We start from the raw sequence: 19,934 nt of genomic DNA on the forward strand, positions 1-19,934 counted from the left end.
GGATCGCGGCATCGGCGCCAATAAATCGTTTAGCTTCCAGTGTCGCCTGCGTGCCGTGCTTCGGTGCGGCCGGGGGCCACCTCCGTTGTGCGAGCTTCATGCGATCTATGGTGCAGTGTGCTCATGACAGTCCTGAAACCGCAGATGCGTCGCGAACTGGACGGCTTCGTCCTCGACGGGTTGCTGCGCGCGTGCCCGGATGGCGTGCTCGAGCCGCAGATCCGGATCACCGGCGACGATGGCGTGGTGCGCGGCCGGCACGCGTTCGACGGGGTGTACTTCCGCGATGCGCACGCCGGCGCCTACTTCGTCGCCGAGCGCCTGGCGGCGATCCGTTCGGCACGGTACGGAAAGCTGGTCTTCGCCTGATCCGCGCGCGATGTCGGCGCCGCATGCGATCGTCGCGGCGCAGGCACGGCGCGCTGCGTTCAGTATTCGGTCTGTAGCCGGTCCAACGCCGCCAGCAAGTCGGCGCGACGATACGGCTTGGGCAGGAAGCCGGTCCGCGCCGGCAGCATCCCGGGCTCGGGCGTATGCATGCCGGAGGTCAGCAAGGCGGGAATGGCGACGCCGCGGCGGCGCAACTGGCGCACCATGCTCAGGCCGTCGCATCGCGGCATCTGCACGTCGCTGAAGATCAGCGCCACGTCGGGGTGCCGTGCCAGCACGTCCAGCGCGTCCTGCGCGGTCGCCGCCGACAGGACCCGGTAGCCGTCGGCGGCGAGCATGGCAGCGGCCAACTCCCGGATCGTCTGGTCGTCCTCCACCAGAAGAATGGTGGTGGAGGCGGAGGTGACGCGCATAATTCCGTTATCGCTTTTATAAACAATCCACGTCAGCTTCACGATTACTCGGTGAAGCGCTGGTGACGCCCGGGCAATCCCGATATTCTCGTCCTCATTCATTGTGAGATTCACTGCGAGACGCGGCTTGACCACTCACGCTCACTATCGGCAGATCGTCGAGCTCTCGCACGACTGCATCAAGGAAGTCGGGCGCGACGGCATCGTGCGCTCGATCAATCCGCACGGTCTGGCGTTGCTGGGCGTCTCCGACCCCGCCGATATCGTCGGCCACCCCTGGGCGGAGCTGTGGCCCGAGGACATGCGCTCGCTGACCCAGGGCGCCTTTGCTGCGGCGCTGGGCAACGAACAGCGTGAATTCTGGGCCGAGCGCCCGTCGCTGGATGGGCGGCGGCGCTGGTGGCACGTGATGGTCAGTCCGCTGGCCAACGCCTCGGCGCGGGTCGAGAGCGTGCTGGTGATCAGCCGCGACGTCACCCAGCAGTACCAGATCGAGCAGGCCCTGCGCGCGCTGGGCGATCTGGCCCCGATCGATGCCGAGGAGGTGCCGCTGGGAGCGACCGATGCCGCCGCGCTGGGCCGCCATTGGCAGGCCGAGCAGTCGCAGTTGCGCGGGCAACTGGACATCGCCCTGGCCGCGCAGCGCGTGGCCGAGCGCGCGATGACCCAGGCGCAGAAGGGCGAGGCGATCGGGCAGATGCTCGCCGGCGTGGTGCACGACTTCAACAACATGCTGCATACCGCGATGACTTCGGTCAGCATGGTGGCCGACCACCCCCAACGCCTGCAGCCGGACCAGCGCCGCCTGCTCGGCATCGCCAACGAGGCCCTGCAGCACGGCGCAGGGATGACCCGGCGCCTGCTCGGCTTCGCCCGCGCGCATCCGGTCAAGCCGGCCTGGCTGGACCTGAACGCGCTGGTGACACAGATGCAGCCGCTGCTGGCGCAGGCGCTGGGCGGCGAGATGCGCCTGCAGTTGCTGCCCTGCGCCGAGGTGGCGACGACCTATGCCGACCGCAGCGCGGTCGAGCAGGCGGTGATGAACCTGGCACTGAACGCGCGCGACGCCAGCCGCCCCGGCGACGCGGTGACGATCCGCTGCAGTGCCCTGGAGGTGCCGCCCTCGCGCGCGGCAGCGATGCGCCAGCCCGGCCGCTACGTGACCCTGGCGGTCGGCGACCAGGGCGAAGGCATGTCCGAGGAGGTCAAGTCGCGCCTGTTCGAGGCGTACTTCACCACCAAGCCCGAGGGCAAGGGCACCGGGTTGGGCCTGGCCCAGGTCTACGGCGTGGTGCGCCAGGCGGGCGGCTTCGTCGACGTGGAATCGGAACTTGGCCGCGGCACCACCATCACCCTGGCGTTTCCGTTCGTGGCGCAGCCGCAAGGCGACGAGGGCGATGACCTGGTGCCGGCGGCCGAGTAGCCCCGCTCATCGGCCCGCGCGCGCCGGCAGCCGCTCGCTGATGTGCACCGCGAATGCCTCGCGCAGTACCTGCAATGCCCGCTGCTGGCGCCCGGCATCCAGCGCCGCGCAACACGAGGGCGGCACCTGCACCTGGAAATCGCGCATGCGCGCATCGATCGCGGTGGCCAGCACGCAGGCATCGGTGGCGATGCCGGTGACCAGCAGGTGGGTGGTCTGCAGCCGTGCCAGCAGCAGGGCCAGGGCAGAGCCGAGGAAGGCGGAGTGCTTGGGCTTGAGCACGTAGTAGTCCTGCGGGCGCGGCGCCAGGCAGGCGGCGATGCGCGCGCCGCGCTGTTTCGGATCGGCGCACAGCGTCCACAGGCCCTCGAAATCGGTGCGCCAGTCGGCGAAGTTGTCGTTGGCGAACAGCACCGGCCAGCCGCGGCGATGGAAGTGTCCACGGACCTGGGCGATGCGCTCGGCCACCGGCAGCGCCGCAGCGGCCAGGCGCGCACCGCCGGGGAAATCGAAGCGGCTGATCATGTCCACGATCAGCAACGCCGGTTGGCCGGGCTGCGTCGGCGCCGGCGCGGCCGTCGATGGCCGCTGCTGGTCGTCAGGGGTGTCAGTGCGTCGCCGGGCCGGGTGCCGCATGCGCCGATCCTCCATTGCCGGACAGGGCTTCATGGTCGGCGCGCGCGGTGAAACCAGGGTGAGCGCGAGTGAAGGCGTGGCTGAACGGACGGGCGGGCAACGCCGCCACGGCGCCGATGGCCGCCTTCGCGAAAGATTACTATTTAAGGTTTACATTGACGGGCGTCTTTGCCCGTCGACAGGAGAGCACGTGGTAGCAACTGGCGTACATGACAAGGCGCGCGTGGCCGCAGCGGCATCCGCCGCGCCGGCCGCCCGCGGCACTTCCCGATGGCGCTGCGGCGCCGGATGCGATCGGCGGATCGCATGAGCGCGGTCGCCCCCACACCGGCCGTGCCCGTCGATCCGCCCCTGGATGCCGGCCAGGCGGTCCTGCCGCCCGAAGCGCCGCTGGACATGCCGCTGCAGTCGCTGCAGGAAGGCAAGCTGCGCAACAAGCGCCTGCCCAGCACCCCGGTGGGAATCGGCTGGCGGCGTTTCTATGTGTTCGGCACCACCGCGGCGATGACCGCCTACGCCAGCTGGCTGATCTGCAAGGTGCTGCTGATCGGCGGCGTGAGCGTGCTCGAAGCCTGCCTGATGGTGCTGTTCATCCCGCTGTTCGCCTGGATCGCGCTGTCCTTCGTCAGCGCGCTGGCCGGTTTCTTCACCCTGGTGTTCGGCAAGGGCCGCAAGCTCGGCATCGATCCGGACGCGCCGCTGCCGGTGGTGCGCAACCGCACTGCGCTGCTGATGCCCACCTACAACGAGGACCCGCACCGGCTGATGGCCGGCCTGCAGGCGATCTACGAGTCGGTGGAGGCCACCGGCCAGATCGAGCGCTTCGACTTCTTCATTCTCAGCGACACCACGCGCCCGGCGATCGGCGCGGAAGAAGAAAAGGTGTACGCCGAACTGGTGGAGCGCGTCGGCGGCCACGGCCGGCTGTTCTACCGGCGCCGCGCCAGCAATGCCGGGCGCAAGGCCGGCAACATCGCCGACTGGGTGCGCCGCTTCGGCGGTGCCTATCCGCAGATGCTGATCCTGGACGCCGACAGCCTGATGACCGGCGACAGCATCGTGCGCCTGGCCGCCGGCATGGAGGCCAACCCCGATGTCGGCCTGATCCAGACCCTGCCGGAAGTGGTCAACGGCAATACGCTGTTCGCGCGCATGCAGCAGTTCGGCGGCCGCGTCTACGGCCCGGTGATCGCCTTCGGCGTGGCCTGGTGGCACGGTTCGGAAAGCAACTACTGGGGCCACAACGCGATGATCCGCACCGAGGCCTTCGCCGCGCAGGCCGGCCTGCCGTCGCTGCCCGGGCGCAAGCCGTTCTGTGGCCACGTGCTCAGCCACGATTTCGTCGAGGCGGCGCTGATGCGCCGCGGCGGCTGGGCCATGCACATGGTGCCGTACCTGCAGGGCAGCTACGAGGAAGGCCCGCCGACGCTGACCGACCTACTGGTGCGCGACCGCCGCTGGTGCCAGGGCAACCTGCAGCACTCCAAGGTGGTGCGCGCGCGCGGCCTGCATTGGGTCAGCCGCATGCACATGCTGATCGGCATCGGCCATTATTTCACCGCGCCGATGTGGGGCATGCTGATGCTGATCGGCATCGCCATTCCGCTGCAGAACGGCGGGTTCGACCTGGTCGCCTCGGTGATCTCGCCGTTCTCGCCGGCGCGCTACTGGCACCAGCAGGATTCCACGCGGGTGGCCTGGGTGTTCGCGGTGACCATGTTCGTGCTGCTGGCGCCCAAGGTGATGGGCTACTTCGCGATGCTGCTCAAGCCGGGCGAACGCCGCGGCTGCGGCGGCGGGGTGCGTGCCTTCGTGAGCATGCTGCTGGAAACCCTGCTGGCCGCGTTGATGGCGCCGGTGGTGATGTACGTGCAGTCGCGCGGTGTCGCCGAGGTGCTGGCGGGCAAGGACTCGGGCTGGGACGCGCAGCAGCGCGACGACGGCCGCATCGCGTGGTCGGCGCTGTTGCGCAGCTACGGCGGACTGAGTGCGTTCGGCCTGCTGATGGGCGGCATGGCCTACGCCGTGTCGCCGTCGCTGGCGGCGTGGATGGCGCCGGTGGTGATCGGCATGGCGCTGGCGGTGCCGGTGGTGGCGATCAGCTCCTCGCGCGCCGCCGGCCTTTGGCTGCGCAAGTTGCGCATCCTCGCCATTCCCGAAGAGTCGCAGCCGCCGGCGGTGCTGCTGCGTGCCGCCGAACTGCGCCGCGAGGCGGCCGCACGCCGGGCCGAGGCCGAGGCGCAGGCCGCGGGCTGAGGCCGGCATACTATCCGGCCTCATTCATCGGGAACCGACATGCTGGAGACAGTGGAACACGAGACCGGCGCCGCGCCGACCTGGACCGTCCTGTGGCTGCACGGCCTGGGCGCCGACGGCAACGACTTCGCGCCGCTGGTGCCGGAGCTGGTGCGGCCGCACTGGCCGGCGCTGCGTTTCGTGTTCCCGCACGCCCCGGTGCGGCCGGTGACGATCAACAACGGCGTGCGCATGCGGGCCTGGTACGACATCGTCAGCATGGACTTCTCCAACCGCGCCGACAGCGCCGGCGTCGCCGAATCGGTGGCCCAGGTCGAGGCGCTGATCGCGCGCGAGGACGCGCGCGGCGTGCCGGCCGAGCGCCTGCTGCTGGCCGGCTTCTCCCAGGGTGGGGCCATCACCCTGGCCGCCGGCCTGCGCCGCGAGCGGCCGCTGGCCGGTCTGATCGGCCTGTCCACCTATCTGCCGGAACTGGAGAGCGTCACCCGCTGGCATGCGCCGGCGGCCCTGCGGCAACCGCTGTTCATGGCCCATGGCCAGGGCGATCCGGTGATCCCGCAGCCCTACGCCGAGCGCACCGCGCAGACCCTGCAGGCGCTGGGCATGCCGGTGCAGTGGCGACGCTACCCGATGGCGCACCAGGTCTGCGCCGAGGAAATCGCCGACCTGGGCGACTGGATGGACGCCTGCCTCACCGGCAACTGAGGACGCCGGCCGCGTGGCGGCGTGGTGCGATACCCGTGGCGGGCGCCCTGAACCGGGGCTAGTATCGGCCGCAGCGCACGCCAGTCGAGTGAGGGAGACCTGGGTGAAGGTGCTGATCGCCGACGACGAACCCCTGGCGCGCGAACGCCTGCGCACGCTGCTGGCCGCGCATGCCGGCGTGGAAGTGGTGGCCGAAGCCGACAACGGCATGGACGCGCTGCACGCCTGCGCCGCCGCGCGACCGGACCTGGTGCTGCTGGACATCGCCATGCCCGGGCTCGACGGCCTGGAGGCCGCACGCCACCTGGCCACCTTCGAGCCACGCCCGGCGGTGGTGTTCTGCACCGCCTACGACGCGCATGCGCTGTCGGCGTTCGAGGCGGCGGCGATCGACTATCTGATGAAGCCGGTGCGCGCCGAACGCCTGGCCGCAGCCCTGCAGCGCGCCCGCACCTTCATGGCCGGCCGCGTCAACGGCGATGCCTCCGCGCCAGCGCCGCAGCGGCGCACCCACCTGTGCGCGCGCCTGCGCGGCAGCCTGCGGCTGATCCCGGTCGACGACATCCACTACCTGCAGGCCGAGGAAAAGTACGTGGTGGTGCACCACGCCCGCGGCGAGGACCTGATCGAGGAATCGTTGCGCGCGCTGGAAGAGGAATTCGCCGAACGCTTCGTGCGCATCCACCGCAACTGCCTGGTCGCGCGCCACGAGCTGGTGGAGCTGCGCCGGCTCGGCGAAGGCCAGGTGCAGGCGGTGCTGCGCCATGGCAAGCAGCCGCTGGAGGTCAGCCGGCGCTGCGTGGCGCAGCTGCGCAAGGAGATCCACCAGCGCTGATGCCGCACGGACCGCGCGCGTGCAGCGGCGGACCGCGGCTTTCCGCGATAATGCGCGCATGAAGATCCTGCGCATCGCTACCCGCAAGAGTCCGCTCGCCCTGTGGCAGAGCGAGCATGTCGCCGCCTGCCTGCGCCGCGCGCACCCGCATCTGGATGTGGTGCTGGTGCCGATGAGCACCCGCGGCGACGAAGTCCTGGACCGCTCGCTGGCGGCGATCGGCGGCAAGGGCCTGTTCCTGAAGGAGCTGGAGCTGGCGATGCTGCGTGGCGAGGCCGATTGCGCGGTGCATTCGCTCAAGGACGTGCCGATGGAACTGGACCGGCCGTTCGTGCTGCCGGCGATCCTGCCGCGTGCCGATCCGGCCGATGCGCTGATCTCCAACCTCTACGCCTCGCTGGACGCGCTGCCGCTGGGCGCGCGCGTCGGCACCTCCTCGCTGCGGCGGCAGGCGCAACTGCGCGCGCGGCGCCCGGACCTGGAACTGCTGGACCTGCGCGGCAACGTCAACACGCGCCTGGCCAAGCTCGACAACGGCGGCTACGACGGCATCGTGCTGGCCTGCGCCGGCCTGCAGCGGCTGGGCCTGGAGGGGCGCATCACCCAGCGCCTGCAGGCGCCGGACTGGTTGCCGGCGCCCGCGCAGGGCGCGATCGCGGTGGAATGCCGCGAGGACGCCAGTGCCGCGCTGGCGCTGTTCGCCGCGCTCGACGACGCGCCGACCCGCCGCTGCGTGGAGGCGGAGCGGGCGATGAACCGCGCCCTGCACGGCAGCTGTCACGTCCCGGTGGCGGCGTTCGCTCAATGGCGCGGCGAGGACCTGCTGCTGCAGGGCCTGGTCGGCGGCGTCGCCGACGGGCGCCTGGTGCGCGCGGAGCTGCAGCGCAGCGCCCAGGATCCGGAGGCGCTGGGCCAGGCCGTGGCCGAGGCCCTGCTCGGCGCCGGCGCGCGCGAACTGCTGGATGTCGATCTGCCGGCCTGAGGGCGCCTCGCCCCGCGCAATCGCCCGTAGGAGCGGCTTCGGCCGCGATGGGCGTTACCGGGAAGGCCTGTCGCGGCTGAAGCCGCTCCTACGCGCGCTGCAAGCCAGCGAGCACCGTCGGCAGGTTGTTGAGGCCCCAATGCTCGACATAGCGGCCGTTCTCGACCCGGACGATGTCGATCACCTCGATGCTGACCGTCTTTCCCGTCGGCTCCACCCCGAACAGCGTCCCGGTGTGCCTGCCCGACACGGTCTTGCGGGTCGTCACCTTGTCGCCCTCGGCGACCTGGTCGTGGATCGTCACCGTCAATCCGGCCAGCGCGGGCCGGAGAATGTCATGGAAGGTGCTCCACATGCTCTCGCTTCCTGCAGGAGCGCCGGGCGGAGCGGAGCGATTGACGAACCCCGGCGCCATCAGCGCCTCGAATGCGGCGCGATCACCGCCTTCGATCACCTCTTTGTTGAAGCGGCGAACCACTGTCTTTGGATCGGATACGGTCATCACAGCCTCCGTTTCGGACACCGCGATACAGCGGTACTGGACATCCTAACGGTCGCGGGGGCGGCGCTGCTTCCCGACGGCGCATCCTTCAAAAGGACGCGACCGGTGAACTCCACCATTGGGCAAGGGTGTTCACGCGTCCTGCAGGGCTGGCAGATCGAGTAACGGACCCTCACGCCTTGCGGAATGGGCGAAACCGCGCGGCGACCGGCACCGCCCTTTCGCCGAACCAGGCATCCCTGCCTCTACCAATCCCCAATCCCGACTCCCGAATCCCCGCTCACTTGAACTTGTAGACCAGGTTCATCGTGGCCAGGGTATCGGTCTTCTTCTTGTCGTCGCTGACGTCGCTGTTGTAGCGCGCCTGCCAGCCGGCCTTCAGCGCCAGGCGCTCGTTCATGCTGACCGAGATGCCCAGGTCGTTCTGCGCGAAGGTGTTGTAGGCGCCGGATTCGACCAGCAGGGTATTGCCCAGTTCGGTATTGCTGGTCAGGCCGTACTTGAAGTCGACCAGGCCGCGGCCGATCAGGCCGGTTTCGGTGCGGTTCTCGACCACGTCGTGGGCGCGGCGCACGCCGGGACCGATCTGTACGTCGATGCTGCGGCGGTCGCCGTCCATGATCCGGGTGCCGTAGCCGATGCCGATCGTCGCCAGGCGGTCGTAGGTGGCGAAGTCGTCGCGCTCGTAGCGCAGCGAGGCGGTCAGCTGGCGGTGCTCGCCGAGCTGCAGCGCGCTGCCGGCGCTGCCGGTGTAGCGGTTGGAGGTGGTCTGGCGCTTGCGCGTGGTGGTGCCGTCGGGATTGGTGTCGACGTACTCGGCGCTGGCGTGCAGGGCGAGCAGGTCCAAGCTGTGGATCCAGTCGCCGTCCACGTACTGTCCCTTCAGGCGGCCGTTGAGGCTTTCGTTGCTGCTGTTGCCGTGCGAGGAAGCGAAGCCCAGTTCGCCCGATCCGCTCCACGGCGAACTGGCCGGGTCCGTGGCTGTCGGTGAGGTGGCGACGTCGGCGGCCCAGGCCGGGGACGTGCTCAGCAGCAACATGGCGATGGCGGATACGAGGGTGGCGCGGCGGGACATGGCTTCTCCGGGAATGAGGACGCAGCCTTCGGCTAACGAAATGGAAACGATTTCATCATACCGGATCCACATGACACCCTGGCCGGCCGGGGACGCCGGCTTCATCGGCGGTTCGGGCGCTGCATCGGCCGCCATGCCGGCAGGCGTTTTCCGCCCGCGACTCAGACATAATCGGGACCATGGACCGCTACGAACGCATCAACGCACTGCACCGCCTGCTCAAGTCCGCGCGCTACCCGGTGACGGTGGCGCGGCTGCAGGACGAACTGGGCTGCTCCCGCGCCACCGTCTACCGCGATCTGGCCTTCCTGCGCGATGCGCTGATGGCGCCGGTGGAGGGCGACGGCGAGGCCGGCTTCCGCTACGAATCCGGCGAGAGCGACCGTTTCGAGCTGCCGGGCCTGTGGCTGAGTTCGGAGGAGCTGCACGCGCTGCTGGCCTCGCAGCAACTGCTGGCGCGCACCGGGGGCGGGGTGCTGTCCTCGGTGCTGGCGCCGCTGCAGCAGCGCATCGAAAGCCTGCTCGCCGCCCAGGCCGGGGCGACCCACTGGCCGGTGGAGCGGGTGCGGGTGATCCCGCATCGCGGCCGCAAGCTCGACGAAGCCAGTTTCCGTACCGTCGCCTCGGCGGTGCTGGAGCGCAAGCGCCTGTCCTTCGACTACCGCGCCCGCTCCACCGACGAATCGACCAAGCGCACGGTGTCGCCGCAGCGCATCACCCACTACCGCGACAACTGGTACCTGGACGCCTGGGACCATGGCCGCGACGCGGTGCGCAGCTTCGCGGTGGACCGCATCAACCATGCGCGCCTGCTCGACCAGCCGGCGCAGGACGTGGCCGACGCCGAGCTGGATTCGCAGCTGGCGGCCAGCTACGGCATCTTCTCCGGCGCGCCCAAGGGCTGGGCCACCATCGTGTTCAGCCCCAAGGCCGCGCGCTGGGTCGCCGACGAGCATTGGCATTCCAAGCAGCAGGGCCGGTTCCTGGCCGATGGCCGCTACGAACTGAAGGTGCCCTACAGCGTCTCGCGCGAACTGCTGATGGACGTGCTGCACTACGGCTCCGATGCGGAGATCGTGGAGCCGCGCTCGCTGCGCGAGCAGGCCAAGGCGCTGCTGTCGCTGGCATTGAGCAACTACAGCGACGATTGAGGCGCCGCTGTGCGCGGCGCGATGGCCCGTGCAGGAACGGCTTCATCTGCGACCGGCGTGGCCGACAGGGCGCGTCGCGGCTGAAGCCGCTCCTACGGGAAATTGGCGTCGCCGCCGAGGCGTGCACTGGTGCGGGAGGCAGTCGCTTGTCGCGCAACGCAGCGGCCGCCGCCGTAGGAGCGGCTTCAGCCGCGACGGTGGCATTGCCGCACCATGCCTATTGCATCCTGGAGGTCTCCCCTACGCCGCATCCAGCGGCGCGCCGCCGCCCAGGATCACGCCGATGTTGCGCTCGATCCAGTCCACCAGCGCGTGCACGTGGGCCGCGGCTTCCTCGCCGAGCGGGGTCAGGTCGTATTCCACATGCGGCGGCACCACCGGGTAGGCGGTGCGCTGCACCAGGCCGTCCGCCTCCAGCGCCTGCAGGGTCTGCGACAGCATCTTCTCGCTGACGCCTTCCAGGCTGCGGCGCAGGTCGCCGAAGCGATGGGTGCCCTTGCGCAACGCCACCAGCACCAGCACGCCCCAGCGGCTGGTGACGTGGCTCAACACGGCGCGGGAAGGGCAGTTCTGCGCGAACACCTGGCCGCGCAGCAGGCTTGCGTCCGCACAACTGCGCGGCGCTTCGTCGAGAGGTTCGGAGAGGACGCTGGCCACGCGATGCACCTGTCTGTGGGGGAGGGCGCTGCCGATCATACGGGCCGCGGCGGGCGCTTCGCTGAGCGAAGGATGATCGTGGTGACGGTGCAGGCCACGCCGGTGCGATGGCGTGGCGGGCTCGGGCGTGCCGGAGTGCGTCGACGCGGCGCGTTGCCCGACTCTGGCGGCTGCCTCAGGGCTTGTTCGGCACTTCGAAGCCGAGTTTGCCGACCTGCTCGCGGCGCTGCGCCACGCGCTTGAGCTTGTCGATGTTGACCCCGTACTGGTGGTCCAGCTTGTCGACCAGTTCGCGGTACTGCTTGTGGCTCATGTCCGGCGAGCGTGCGAACACCCAGGCCAAGTCGCGGCCGGGGTAGTCGATCAGCGCCCAGGAATAGTCCGGCGCCACTTCCAGGATGCGGTACTTGGTGGGCACCATCCTGAAGAACCAGGTGGTCCAGCGGCGGTTGCCGGTGCCTTCCTTGACCGTGGCGCGCGAGTTGAGCTCCTTGACCGGCTCGTCGAAGCCGTTGCGGTACTCGTAGCGCACCGCGATCTTGCCGTCGTCCTTGAGGGTGTACTCGTCGCTGCTGGCGACGTGGCCGCGCTCGGCAAAGTAGGGGATGTGGGCGATCACATACCAGCGGCCCATGAAGCGCTGCAGGTCGATCGGCGGCTGCGCCGGCTCCTGTTCCGGATCCGGCGCCTTGGCGCGGGCCGTCGGCAATGGGACGGCCATGCCCAGCAGCAGCACGGAAGCGAACAGGGAAAGCAGGCGCATAGGAGATTCCGGGGCGAAGGGCGAACGCCGGTGAAGTATGCGCGTGCGCCATGTCAATGATGCGTCGCAGCCCCTGAGATGTCCCGGCGGCACCCTGCGCGCCTCGACTTCCAGGAGCTGCCGTCATGCCGATCGTTCCGTCCTCCCCGCGCCGCCACGTCCCGCACCCCGGCCTGCGTCGCCTGCTGCGCCAGGCGATCCTGGCCGGGCTGGCCCTGGTTCTGGTGTGGCCGGCTGCGCGCGGCCACAGCGAATGGCTGGGCTGGCGGCCGCTGTGGCTGCTGGGCATGCCGCTGAGCGCCTGGTGGGCCCTGCACCGCTTCCCGCTGCCGCCGCTGCGCCGCCTGTGGGGGCAGTGGCGGACCCGGCCGCGGGCGCAGGCGCGGCGGCGCGGACCGGCGGCGCGCGCGGCGCGTCCTGCCTGACCTTCGGCAGGGGAGGGCGGCGAGGACCGCATGCTACGGTGCGGCGCTGTCCTTCCCGGATCCGAACCAATGTCCCCACTTGCACATGCCTGCCTGCTCGCCGGCCTGCTCACCGCCGGCACCGCCGCGGCCAAGGAAACCGCGATGCCCCAAGATCCCTATGCCTGGCTCGAAGACGTCACCGGCGCCAAGGCGCTGGACTGGGTCAAGGCGCAGAACGCCAAGACCGAGGCGCGGCTGGCCGAGACCCCGGCCTTCAAGGCCCGCGAGACCGGTATCCGCGAGGTGCTGGATTCGGACGCCAAGATCCCGGCCGTGCAGAAGATCGGCCCGTACTACTACAACCTGTGGAAGGACCGCGCGCACGAGCGCGGCCTGTGGCGCCGCACCACGCTCGAGGAATACCGCAAGCCCGAGCCGAAGTGGGAGACGGTGCTGGACCTGGACGCGCTGAACAAGACCGAGGGCGAGAACTGGGTGTGGCATGGCGCCAACTGCCTGCGTCCGGACTACACGCGCTGCCTGATCGCGCTGTCGCGCGGCGGCGCCGACGCCGACGTGACCCGCGAGTTCGACCTGGGCAGCAAGCAGTGGATCAAGGACGGCTTCTTCCGTCCCGAGGCCAAGGGCGGGCTGAGTTGGATCGATGCCGACACCGTCTACCTGTACACCGACTTCGGCCCCGGCTCGCTGACCAGCTCCGGCTACCCGCGTATCGTCAAGCAGTGGAAGCGCGGCACCCCGATGAGTAGCGCCACGCTGGTCTACGAGGGCAAGCCGGACGACATGTACATCGCCGCGATGCACGACGACACGCCCGGCTACGAGCGCGATTTCGTCAGCCGCACGCTGGCCTTCTACAACGACGAGATGTACCTGCGCGGCGCCGATGGCCGCCTGACCAAGATCGACGTGCCCAATTCGGCCAACAAGGGCGTGCACCGCCAGTGGCTGACCCTGGAACTGCGCGATCCGTGGACGGTGGGCGGCACGACTTACCCGGCCGGTGCGCTGCTGGCGACCAGGTTCGACGACTTCATGGCCGGCAAGCGCGACTTCCAGGTGCTGTTCACGCCGACCGAGACCGCCTCGCTTGCGTCCTTCGCCTGGACCAAGTCGCGGCTGGTGCTGAACGTGCTCGACGACGTCAAGAGCCGGCTGTGGGTGCTGACCCCGGGCGAGGGCGAATGGGCGCGCACGGCGTTCCCGGTCGGCGATCTGGCCTTCGGCAGCACCAGCGTCGATGCGGTCGATGCCGACGAGAACGACCAGGTGTGGCTGACCTCCACCGACTTCCTGACCCCGACCACGCTGATGCTGGCCGACGTGCAGCGCGGGCCGAAGAGCATCGAGACGCTGAAGGCGATGCCGAGCTTCTTCGACGCGTCCAAGGACGAGATCGAGCAGCACTTCGCCGTGTCCAAGGATGGCACCAAGGTGCCGTACTTCCTGGTCCGGCCCAAGCAGCTCAAGGCCGACGGCAGCGCGCCGACCCTGCTGTACGCCTACGGCGGCTTCGAGATCTCGATGACCCCGTTCTACTCCGGCAGCCTGGGCCGCGCCTGGCTCGACCAGGGCGGCGTGTACGCGCTGGCCAACATCCGCGGCGGCGGCGAGTACGGCCCGCGCTGGCACCAGGCGGCGCTGAAGCAGAACCGGCACAAGGCCTACGAGGACATGGCGGCGGTGGCGCAGGACCTGGTCGCGCGCAAGATCACCTCGGCCAAGCACCTGGGCGTGCAGGGCGGCAGCAATGGCGGCCTGATGGCCGGCAACATGCTGATGCAGTACCCGCAACTGTTCGGCGCGGTGGTGGTGCAGGTGCCGCTGCTGGACATGAAGCGCTACAGCCACCTGCTGGCCGGCGCCTCGTGGATGGCCGAGTACGGCAACCCGGACACCGACGACTGGAAGTTCATCCAGACCTTCTCGCCGTACCACCTGTTCGATCCGAAGAAGACCTATCCGCCGGTGATCTTCCTGACCTCCACCCGCGACGACCGCGTACACCCGGGCCATGCGCGCAAGATGGCGGCGAAGATGATCGACGCCGGCAAGGACGTGACCTACTACGAGAACATCGAAGGCGGTCATGGCGGTGCAGCAAACAATGCGCAAGCTGCGCATATGCAGGCGCTGGCGTACAGCTTCCTGTGGGAGCGGTTGTCCAAGTAAGTGGTGCGGTCCGCGTCCCGGTCGGGGCGCGGATCACCGCGCGGGTTCCAGCGTGTCGCCTGCGGAGGCGTGGTCATGATGGTCAGTCTGGTGCTCGCGCTGGCGGCCAGCCAGTGCACGGTCGAACACGCGCGTTACGCGTTGCGCCACGATCCCGCGCTCACGGCGCGTTTCGTGGCGGTGGACAGCGGACCGGACTGGCCCGCACACCTGGCGCTGCGTCTGCACTCCACGCGCAGCGGCCCCGATCATTGGTTCCTGCCGGCCGATGGCGGCAGCGATGGACACCAGACCCTGGTGTCCATCGACGATCCGACCCAGCCCGGTTGGCAGCCGCCTGCTCCCGACGGCGGTGACCGCCCGCTCGGCGAGGCCGAGTATCTCGGCGCCGATGCCGCCTACGATCTGCTCGATGGCGTGCCGCGCCGCGGCACGCCGGCGCCTGCGCATTTCCTGGTGCCGGACTTGCGGCAACTGCTGTGGTACCGGGCACCTGCACAGCAGCGCGAGCCGAGTGCGCGGCAGTTCTTCGACCGGGTGGGATGCGACGCCTGACGATGCGTCAGCGTACCCAGCGGCCCAGCCCGAGCGCGATCCGCGCCACCGCCTCCTGCAGCCGCGGCAGGCTCTGGGTGTAGGCGATGCGCACGTGCTGGCCGGCGCGATGGCGGCCGAAATCCACGCCCGGGGTAAAGGCGACGTGCTCGGTTTCCAAAAAGTGCGCGCAAAAGGCCTGCGCATCGTCGGTGAACTCGGCGACGTCGGCGTACAGGTAGAACGCACCTTCCGGTTCGACGTCGATGCGGAAGCCGAGCGCACGCAGCGCCGGCAGCAGATAGTCGCGGCGCTGGGCGAACTCGGCGCGGCGCGCTTCCAGGATCTGCAGCGTTTCCGGCAGGAAACAGGCCAGCGCCGCGTGCTGGGCGATGCTGGGCGCGCTGATGTACAGGTTCTGCGCCAGCTTCTCCAGCGACGGCACCGCCGCGCGCGGCGCCACCAGCCAGCCTAGGCGCCAGCCGGTCATGCCGAAGTACTTGGAGAAGCTGTTGAGCACGTAGGCGTCGTCGTCGACCTCCAGCACGCTGGGCGCGTCGATGCCGTAGCTCAGGCCATGGTAGATCTCGTCCACCACCAGGTGCCCGCCGCGGGCGCGCAGCGTCTGTGACAGTGCGGCCAGTTCGGCGCGCGACAGCACGGTGCCGGTGGGATTGGCCGGCGAGGCCACCAGTGCGCCGACGCTGTCGGCGTTCCAGTGCCGCTGCAGCAGCTCCGGGGTCAACTGGTAGCGGCTGTCCGGGCCGACCGGCACCAGCTGCGCGGCGCCTTCGACCAGGCGCAGGAAATGGCGATTGCACGGGTAGCCGGGATCGGCCATCAGCCAGTGGCGGCCGGGATCGACCAGCAGCGCGCTGGCCAGCAGCAGCGCGCCGGAGCCGCCGGGGGTGATCAGGACGCGCGCCGGGTCCAGGTCGACGTCGTGGCGCTGCCGGTAGAAGTCCGCCAGCGCCTGGCGCAGGGCCGGCAGGCCGCGCGCAGCGGTGTAGCGGGTATGGCCGGCAGCCAGCGCGGCCTGGCCGGCGGCGACGATCGGCGCGGCGGTGGTGAAGTCCGGCTCGCCGATTTCCAGGTGGATCACGTCGTGGCCGGCGTGTTCCAGTTCGTTGGCGCGGGCCAGCAAGGCCATCACATGGAAGGGTTCGATCTCGCGGCTGCGCTGGCTGTAGCCGGACGCGGCGGGCGAGGCGGGAGAGGCGCTGAGGGTGTCGCCGGGAAGGGAAGCCATGCCGCCGATGATAGAGGAGCGTGCTTTCGTGCGTGTTAGCGATGTCGGGCGGGTTGCGAAACGGCGGTGTCGTACCGCATCGCACCCATGCCCCTCGGCACGCTTGCCACGGCGCAGCGTTGCAGGGAGACTCGGCCGGCACTGCGCGGCGTCCGCCCGCTGCCGCTGCCCGCGCGGGTAGCGCGTCCCGTTGCGTTACCGCCGCCGGAGCCCCATTAGATGCCCCACCGCCCCTTGCTAGCGAGCCTTTTCCTGCTCATGACCGCCTCCTTCGCTTCCTCCGCCTCCGCCGCCGCGGCCACCCCGCCGCATCCGGCCAAGCAGCCGCACGCGGTCAAGGCGCCGTTCGGCGCCGTTCGCCAGGACGCCTACTACTGGCTGCGCGACGACACGCGCAAGAACCCGCAGATGCTGGCCTATCTCAATGCCGAGAACGCCTACGCGGATCAGGTGCTGAAGCCGCTGCAGCCACTGGAAGACCGGCTGTACGAGGAGATCGTCGGCCGCATCAAGCAGGACGACAGCAGCGTGCCGTACCGCGAGCGCGGCTACTGGTACTACACCCGCTACGAGAGCGGCAAGGACTACCCGATCCAGGCGCGTCGCAAGGGCAGCATGGAGGCGCCGGAGGAGATCCTGCTCGACGTCAACGCCATGGCCGCCGGCAAGGGCTACTTCAGCGTCGGCGACGCGGCGGTCAGCCAGGACAACCGCATCCTGGCCTGGACCGAGGACGACGTCGGTCGCCGCCAGTACGTGGTGCGCTTCAAGAACCTGGACACCGGCGAGGTCTATGCCGACCGCATTCCCGGCGTGTCGCCGGACGTGGTCTGGGCCGACGACAACAAGACCCTGTTCTACGTCGAGAACGACCCGGAGACGCTGCTGACCGTGCGGGTCAAGAAGCACGTGCTCGGCACGCCCGCCGCGCAGGACGCGCTGGTGTACGAGGAGAAGGACGACAGCTTCTACATGGGCGTGGGCCGTACCCGCGACGACAAGTACATCGTCATCGGCGTCGAAAGTACCGTGTCCTCCGAGCAGCGCTATGCGCCGGCCGCCGATCCGCAGCGTTTCACCGTGCTGGCGCCGCGCGAGCGCGACGTCGAGTACCACGCCGACCACTTCGACGGCCGCTGGGTGATCCGCACCAACTGGAAGGCCAAGAACTACGCGCTGATGACCGCACCCGACGGCGCCACCTCGCGCAACCAGTGGCAGAGCTGGCTGCCCTACGACGAGAAGGTGTTCATCGACGGCTTCGAGCTGTTCGACGGCTTCACCGCCATCGCCGAGCGTTCCGACGGCCTGGAGCGGATCCGCCTGCACTTCGCCGACGGCAAGGAGGAGTACGTCAAGGCCGACGAGCCGGCGTATTCGATGGGCCTGGCGATCAACGCCGAGCCGGACACGCCGTGGCTGCGCTACAGCTACACCTCGCTGACCACCCCGGCCACCACCTACGAACTCAACACCCGCACCGGCGAGCGCAAGCTGCTCAAGCAGCAGCCGGTGATCGGCTACGACGCCAGCAAGTACCAGACCGAACGCGTCTGGGTGACTGCGCGCGACGGGGTCAAGGTGCCGGTGTCGCTGGTCTACAAGAAGGGCTTCAAGAAGGACGGCAGCGCCGCGCTGTACCAGTACGCCTACGGCAGCTACGGCATGTCCACCGATCCGGCGTTCAACCTGCCGGTGGTGAGCCTGCTCGACCGCGGCGTGGTCTACGCCATCGCGCACATCCGCGGCGGCCAGGAAATGGGCCGCGACTGGTACGACCAGGGCAAGCTGCTGCACAAGAAGAACACCTTCACCGACTTCATCGACGTCACCCGCGGCCTGGTGCAGCAGGGCTACGCCGCACCGGATCGCGTCGCCGCGGCCGGCGGCAGCGCCGGCGGCCTGCTGATGGGCGCGGTGGCGAACATGGCGCCCAAGGATTACCGCGTGCTGGTGGCGCAGGTGCCGTTCGTGGACGTGGTCACCACCATGCTCGACCCGAGCATCCCGCTGACCACCAACGAGTACGACGAGTGGGGCAATCCGGAGCAGAAGGCGTACTACGACTACATGCTCAGCTACTCGCCCTACGACAACGTCACCCGCCAGGCCTATCCGGCGATGTACGTCGGCACCGGCCTGTGGGATTCGCAGGTGCAGTACTGGGAGCCGGCCAAGTGGGTGGCCAAGCTGCGCGAGAACGACACCGGCAGCCAGCCGATCGTGTTCCGCGTCAACATGGAAGCCGGCCACGGCGGCAAGTCCGGCCGCTTCCGTCGCTACCGCGAAATGGCCGAGTCGTATGCCTTCATGCTGGATCAGTTGGGCGTGGAGCAGCCGGCCAAGTGAGTGCGGTGCGCGTCGGCTGGCCTGCGGGCCGGCCGATGCTGCTGTCCTGTGGGCGTGGTGCCGGCTTGGCCTGCGCTGACGCCTGAAGGCACGCTGGCTTGGTTCGTCGCCATGACGGATCTGCCAAATGAGAGCCCAGATACATTCGGAAGAACGGGGTTGGGTGGCCCAATCGCCCCTGTTGTCGTGGTTCGTTGAGACGCGCCGTCGCCTCGTAGATACCGTCTTACCCCCTAGCAGGCAAGGCCCCTCTTCGGATCGAACGCCGTGCCCGATTTGAGAACCCCGTAGGCCAGGTGCAGGAGCTTACGCATGCGGCGCACACGATCTGCTTGCCGGCTTTGCCGCGTTCGCTCAGCCGCTGTTTCAGCGTCCGGATGATCGGGTTGTGGGTCATGGCCACCAGGGCCGGCATGAACAGGCCCGCGCGCAGGCGGGGCGAGCCGGTGCGCGAGATGCAGACGTGGCCTTTGCGCTCGCCCGACTCCTGCAGGCACGGATTCAGGCCCGCGAAGGCGGTCACCGCCGAGGCATCGGCGAAGCGCCTCACATCGCCAAGCTCGGCCAGCATCAAGGCCGCGCTGGTGTCGGCAATGCCCTGGATGCTCACCAGCAGCTCGCGCTGCCCACGCAAGGTCGGATCCTGGTCGATATGGTCATCGATGGCCTGCTCGATCTGGGCGATGTGGTGTTGCAGATCGGCCAGATGGACCTGGATCGAGTCCTTCACCTGGGCCGGAGCGACGTCCAGCCGGTTGTGCTCCATCTGCAGCATCTGTTGCAGATCCTGGCGCCGGCGCACCAGCGCTTTGAGCTGCTTGAGCGCCGGCGGATCAGGGTGCCAACGGCGCAACTGCTCGCGGTGACGCAGGGCATAACTGGCGATCAGCTTGGCATCGCTGCGATCGGTCTTGACCCGGCTAAGCTGGCTGCGTGCGTACGCGGCCGTTTGCGCCGGATTGAGCACGCACACCCGATAGCCGCGTGCGTGGAGGAACTCGGCCAGCGCCTGGTGGTAGGTGCCGGTGGCCTCCATGGCGATCCAGCTATCGGGCTGCGCATGCGTCTGCAGCCATGCCTGCAGGGCCTGGAAGCCCTTGGCATCGTTGGACAACTTGGCCTTGGTACGGTGCTTGCCATTGGTCAGATCGATGGCCACATCGAAACTGCGTTTGGCGACGTCGATGCCGATGACGGGAGACATACGCGATTCCTCCATCGTGTCAGGGTCATGATCGGCGCTGGGCCCGGTCCTGCCTTGTCGATGCGAGTTCACGCCCGGGGGCGGACTCTGGATACCGTTCGGACACACAAAGGCCAGCATGTGGAGGGCGGAGCCGATCTACGATGCAAGCTCGAAGCTTTAGGAGCGACTGGACCTCCCACACCTCCTCCGATGATCAGTCGGAAGACA

General features: G+C 69.1%; 18 protein-coding genes and 1 pseudogene. 11 read left to right on the forward strand and 8 right to left on the reverse strand.

Translation table 11 applies throughout. The annotated features are described in order from the left end of the window. The first annotated feature begins 123 nt into the window (after positions 1 to 123). Positions 124 to 369, forward strand: a complete 246-nt coding sequence (locus AC1PLR_RS03790; RefSeq protein ID WP_019796008.1) for a hypothetical protein — start codon at positions 124 to 126, stop codon at positions 367 to 369. A 59-nt stretch (positions 370 to 428) separates the two neighbouring features. Here the strand turns inward: AC1PLR_RS03790 and AC1PLR_RS03795 are convergent, their stop codons facing one another. Continuing rightward, positions 429 to 905, reverse strand: a complete 477-nt coding sequence (locus AC1PLR_RS03795) for a response regulator (RefSeq protein ID WP_481102737.1) — start codon at positions 903 to 905, stop codon at positions 429 to 431. Positions 906 to 930: 25 nt separating this feature from the next. On the opposite strand from AC1PLR_RS03795, the gene AC1PLR_RS03800 reads away from it, so the two are divergent. Then, entirely contained in the window at positions 931 to 2,226 is a 1,296-nt protein-coding gene (locus AC1PLR_RS03800) for a two-component system sensor histidine kinase NtrB (protein WP_481102738.1), read from the forward strand. A gap of 6 nt (positions 2,227 to 2,232) precedes the next feature. Here the strand turns inward: AC1PLR_RS03800 and AC1PLR_RS03805 are convergent, their stop codons facing one another. After that, positions 2,233 to 2,862, reverse strand: coding sequence for a cysteine hydrolase family protein (locus AC1PLR_RS03805; RefSeq protein WP_481102739.1), 630 nt, complete (start codon positions 2,860 to 2,862; stop codon positions 2,233 to 2,235). Positions 2,863 to 3,168: 306 nt separating this feature from the next. On the opposite strand from AC1PLR_RS03805, the gene mdoH reads away from it, so the two are divergent. From mdoH to hemC, 4 genes are all read left to right on the forward strand, one after another. Next, on the forward strand, positions 3,169 to 5,118 hold the full coding sequence (gene mdoH / locus AC1PLR_RS03810) for a glucans biosynthesis glucosyltransferase MdoH (RefSeq protein WP_481102740.1): 1,950 nt from the start codon (positions 3,169 to 3,171) through the stop codon (positions 5,116 to 5,118). 39 nt (positions 5,119 to 5,157) lie between these two features. Continuing rightward, on the forward strand, positions 5,158 to 5,823 hold the full coding sequence (locus AC1PLR_RS03815) for an alpha/beta hydrolase (protein ID WP_481102741.1): 666 nt from the start codon (positions 5,158 to 5,160) through the stop codon (positions 5,821 to 5,823). Between the two features lie 88 nt (positions 5,824 to 5,911). Beyond that, a complete protein-coding gene (locus AC1PLR_RS03820; protein ID WP_481102742.1) occupies positions 5,912 to 6,658 on the forward strand; it encodes a LytR/AlgR family response regulator transcription factor in 747 nt (248 codons plus the stop codon). 58 nt (positions 6,659 to 6,716) lie between these two features. Next, on the forward strand, positions 6,717 to 7,640 hold the full coding sequence (hemC, locus tag AC1PLR_RS03825) for a hydroxymethylbilane synthase (RefSeq protein ID WP_420008971.1): 924 nt from the start codon (positions 6,717 to 6,719) through the stop codon (positions 7,638 to 7,640). Between the two features lie 88 nt (positions 7,641 to 7,728). Here hemC and AC1PLR_RS03830 read toward each other — a convergent pair whose 3' ends face one another. Both AC1PLR_RS03830 and AC1PLR_RS03835 read right to left on the reverse strand, forming a co-directional pair. After that, entirely contained in the window at positions 7,729 to 8,142 is a 414-nt protein-coding gene (locus AC1PLR_RS03830) for an ester cyclase (protein ID WP_029561845.1), read from the reverse strand. Between the two features lie 280 nt (positions 8,143 to 8,422). Next, positions 8,423 to 9,217, reverse strand: a complete 795-nt coding sequence (locus tag AC1PLR_RS03835; RefSeq protein WP_010341068.1) for a DUF481 domain-containing protein — start codon at positions 9,215 to 9,217, stop codon at positions 8,423 to 8,425. Positions 9,218 to 9,396: 179 nt separating this feature from the next. Between AC1PLR_RS03835 and AC1PLR_RS03840 the strand changes: the two genes are divergently transcribed. Then, the gene (locus AC1PLR_RS03840; protein WP_010341069.1) at positions 9,397 to 10,368 is read left to right on the forward strand and encodes a helix-turn-helix transcriptional regulator; all 972 of its coding nucleotides are present in this window, start codon (positions 9,397 to 9,399) and stop codon (positions 10,366 to 10,368) included. A gap of 240 nt (positions 10,369 to 10,608) precedes the next feature. Here AC1PLR_RS03840 and AC1PLR_RS03845 read toward each other — a convergent pair whose 3' ends face one another. Then, entirely contained in the window at positions 10,609 to 11,025 is a 417-nt protein-coding gene (locus AC1PLR_RS03845; protein WP_481102743.1) for a winged helix-turn-helix transcriptional regulator, read from the reverse strand. A gap of 175 nt (positions 11,026 to 11,200) precedes the next feature. After that, positions 11,201 to 11,788, reverse strand: coding sequence for a lipocalin family protein (locus AC1PLR_RS03850; RefSeq protein ID WP_481102744.1), 588 nt, complete (start codon positions 11,786 to 11,788; stop codon positions 11,201 to 11,203). Between the two features lie 125 nt (positions 11,789 to 11,913). Here AC1PLR_RS03850 and AC1PLR_RS03855 point away from each other — a divergent pair, with 125 nt between their 5' ends. From AC1PLR_RS03855 to AC1PLR_RS03865, 3 genes are all read left to right on the forward strand, one after another. Continuing rightward, positions 11,914 to 12,213, forward strand: a complete 300-nt coding sequence (locus AC1PLR_RS03855; protein WP_481102745.1) for a hypothetical protein — start codon at positions 11,914 to 11,916, stop codon at positions 12,211 to 12,213. 69 nt (positions 12,214 to 12,282) lie between these two features. After that, positions 12,283 to 14,388: a prolyl oligopeptidase family serine peptidase gene (locus tag AC1PLR_RS03860; protein ID WP_481102746.1), complete on the forward strand. Its 2,106-nt coding sequence runs from the start codon at positions 12,283 to 12,285 to the stop codon at positions 14,386 to 14,388. Between the two features lie 75 nt (positions 14,389 to 14,463). Beyond that, a complete protein-coding gene (locus AC1PLR_RS03865) occupies positions 14,464 to 14,943 on the forward strand; it encodes a hypothetical protein (protein ID WP_481102747.1) in 480 nt (159 codons plus the stop codon). Positions 14,944 to 14,950: 7 nt separating this feature from the next. On the opposite strand, the gene AC1PLR_RS03870 is transcribed toward AC1PLR_RS03865, so the two are convergent. After that, positions 14,951 to 16,171, reverse strand: coding sequence for a pyridoxal phosphate-dependent aminotransferase (locus AC1PLR_RS03870; protein WP_481102748.1), 1,221 nt, complete (start codon positions 16,169 to 16,171; stop codon positions 14,951 to 14,953). Positions 16,172 to 16,429: 258 nt separating this feature from the next. Here AC1PLR_RS03870 and AC1PLR_RS03875 point away from each other — a divergent pair, with 258 nt between their 5' ends. Further along, complete coding sequence (locus tag AC1PLR_RS03875) at positions 16,430 to 18,520, forward strand: S9 family peptidase (protein ID WP_481102749.1); 2,091 nt, start codon at positions 16,430 to 16,432, stop codon at positions 18,518 to 18,520. Between the two features lie 233 nt (positions 18,521 to 18,753). Here AC1PLR_RS03875 and AC1PLR_RS03880 read toward each other — a convergent pair. Beyond that, positions 18,754 to 19,724 (reverse strand): annotated as a pseudogene (locus AC1PLR_RS03880) (IS110 family RNA-guided transposase). Between the last annotated feature and the right edge of the window lie 210 nt (positions 19,725 to 19,934).

It is taken from the genome of Xanthomonas sp. NCPPB 3570 (assembly GCF_056725115.1).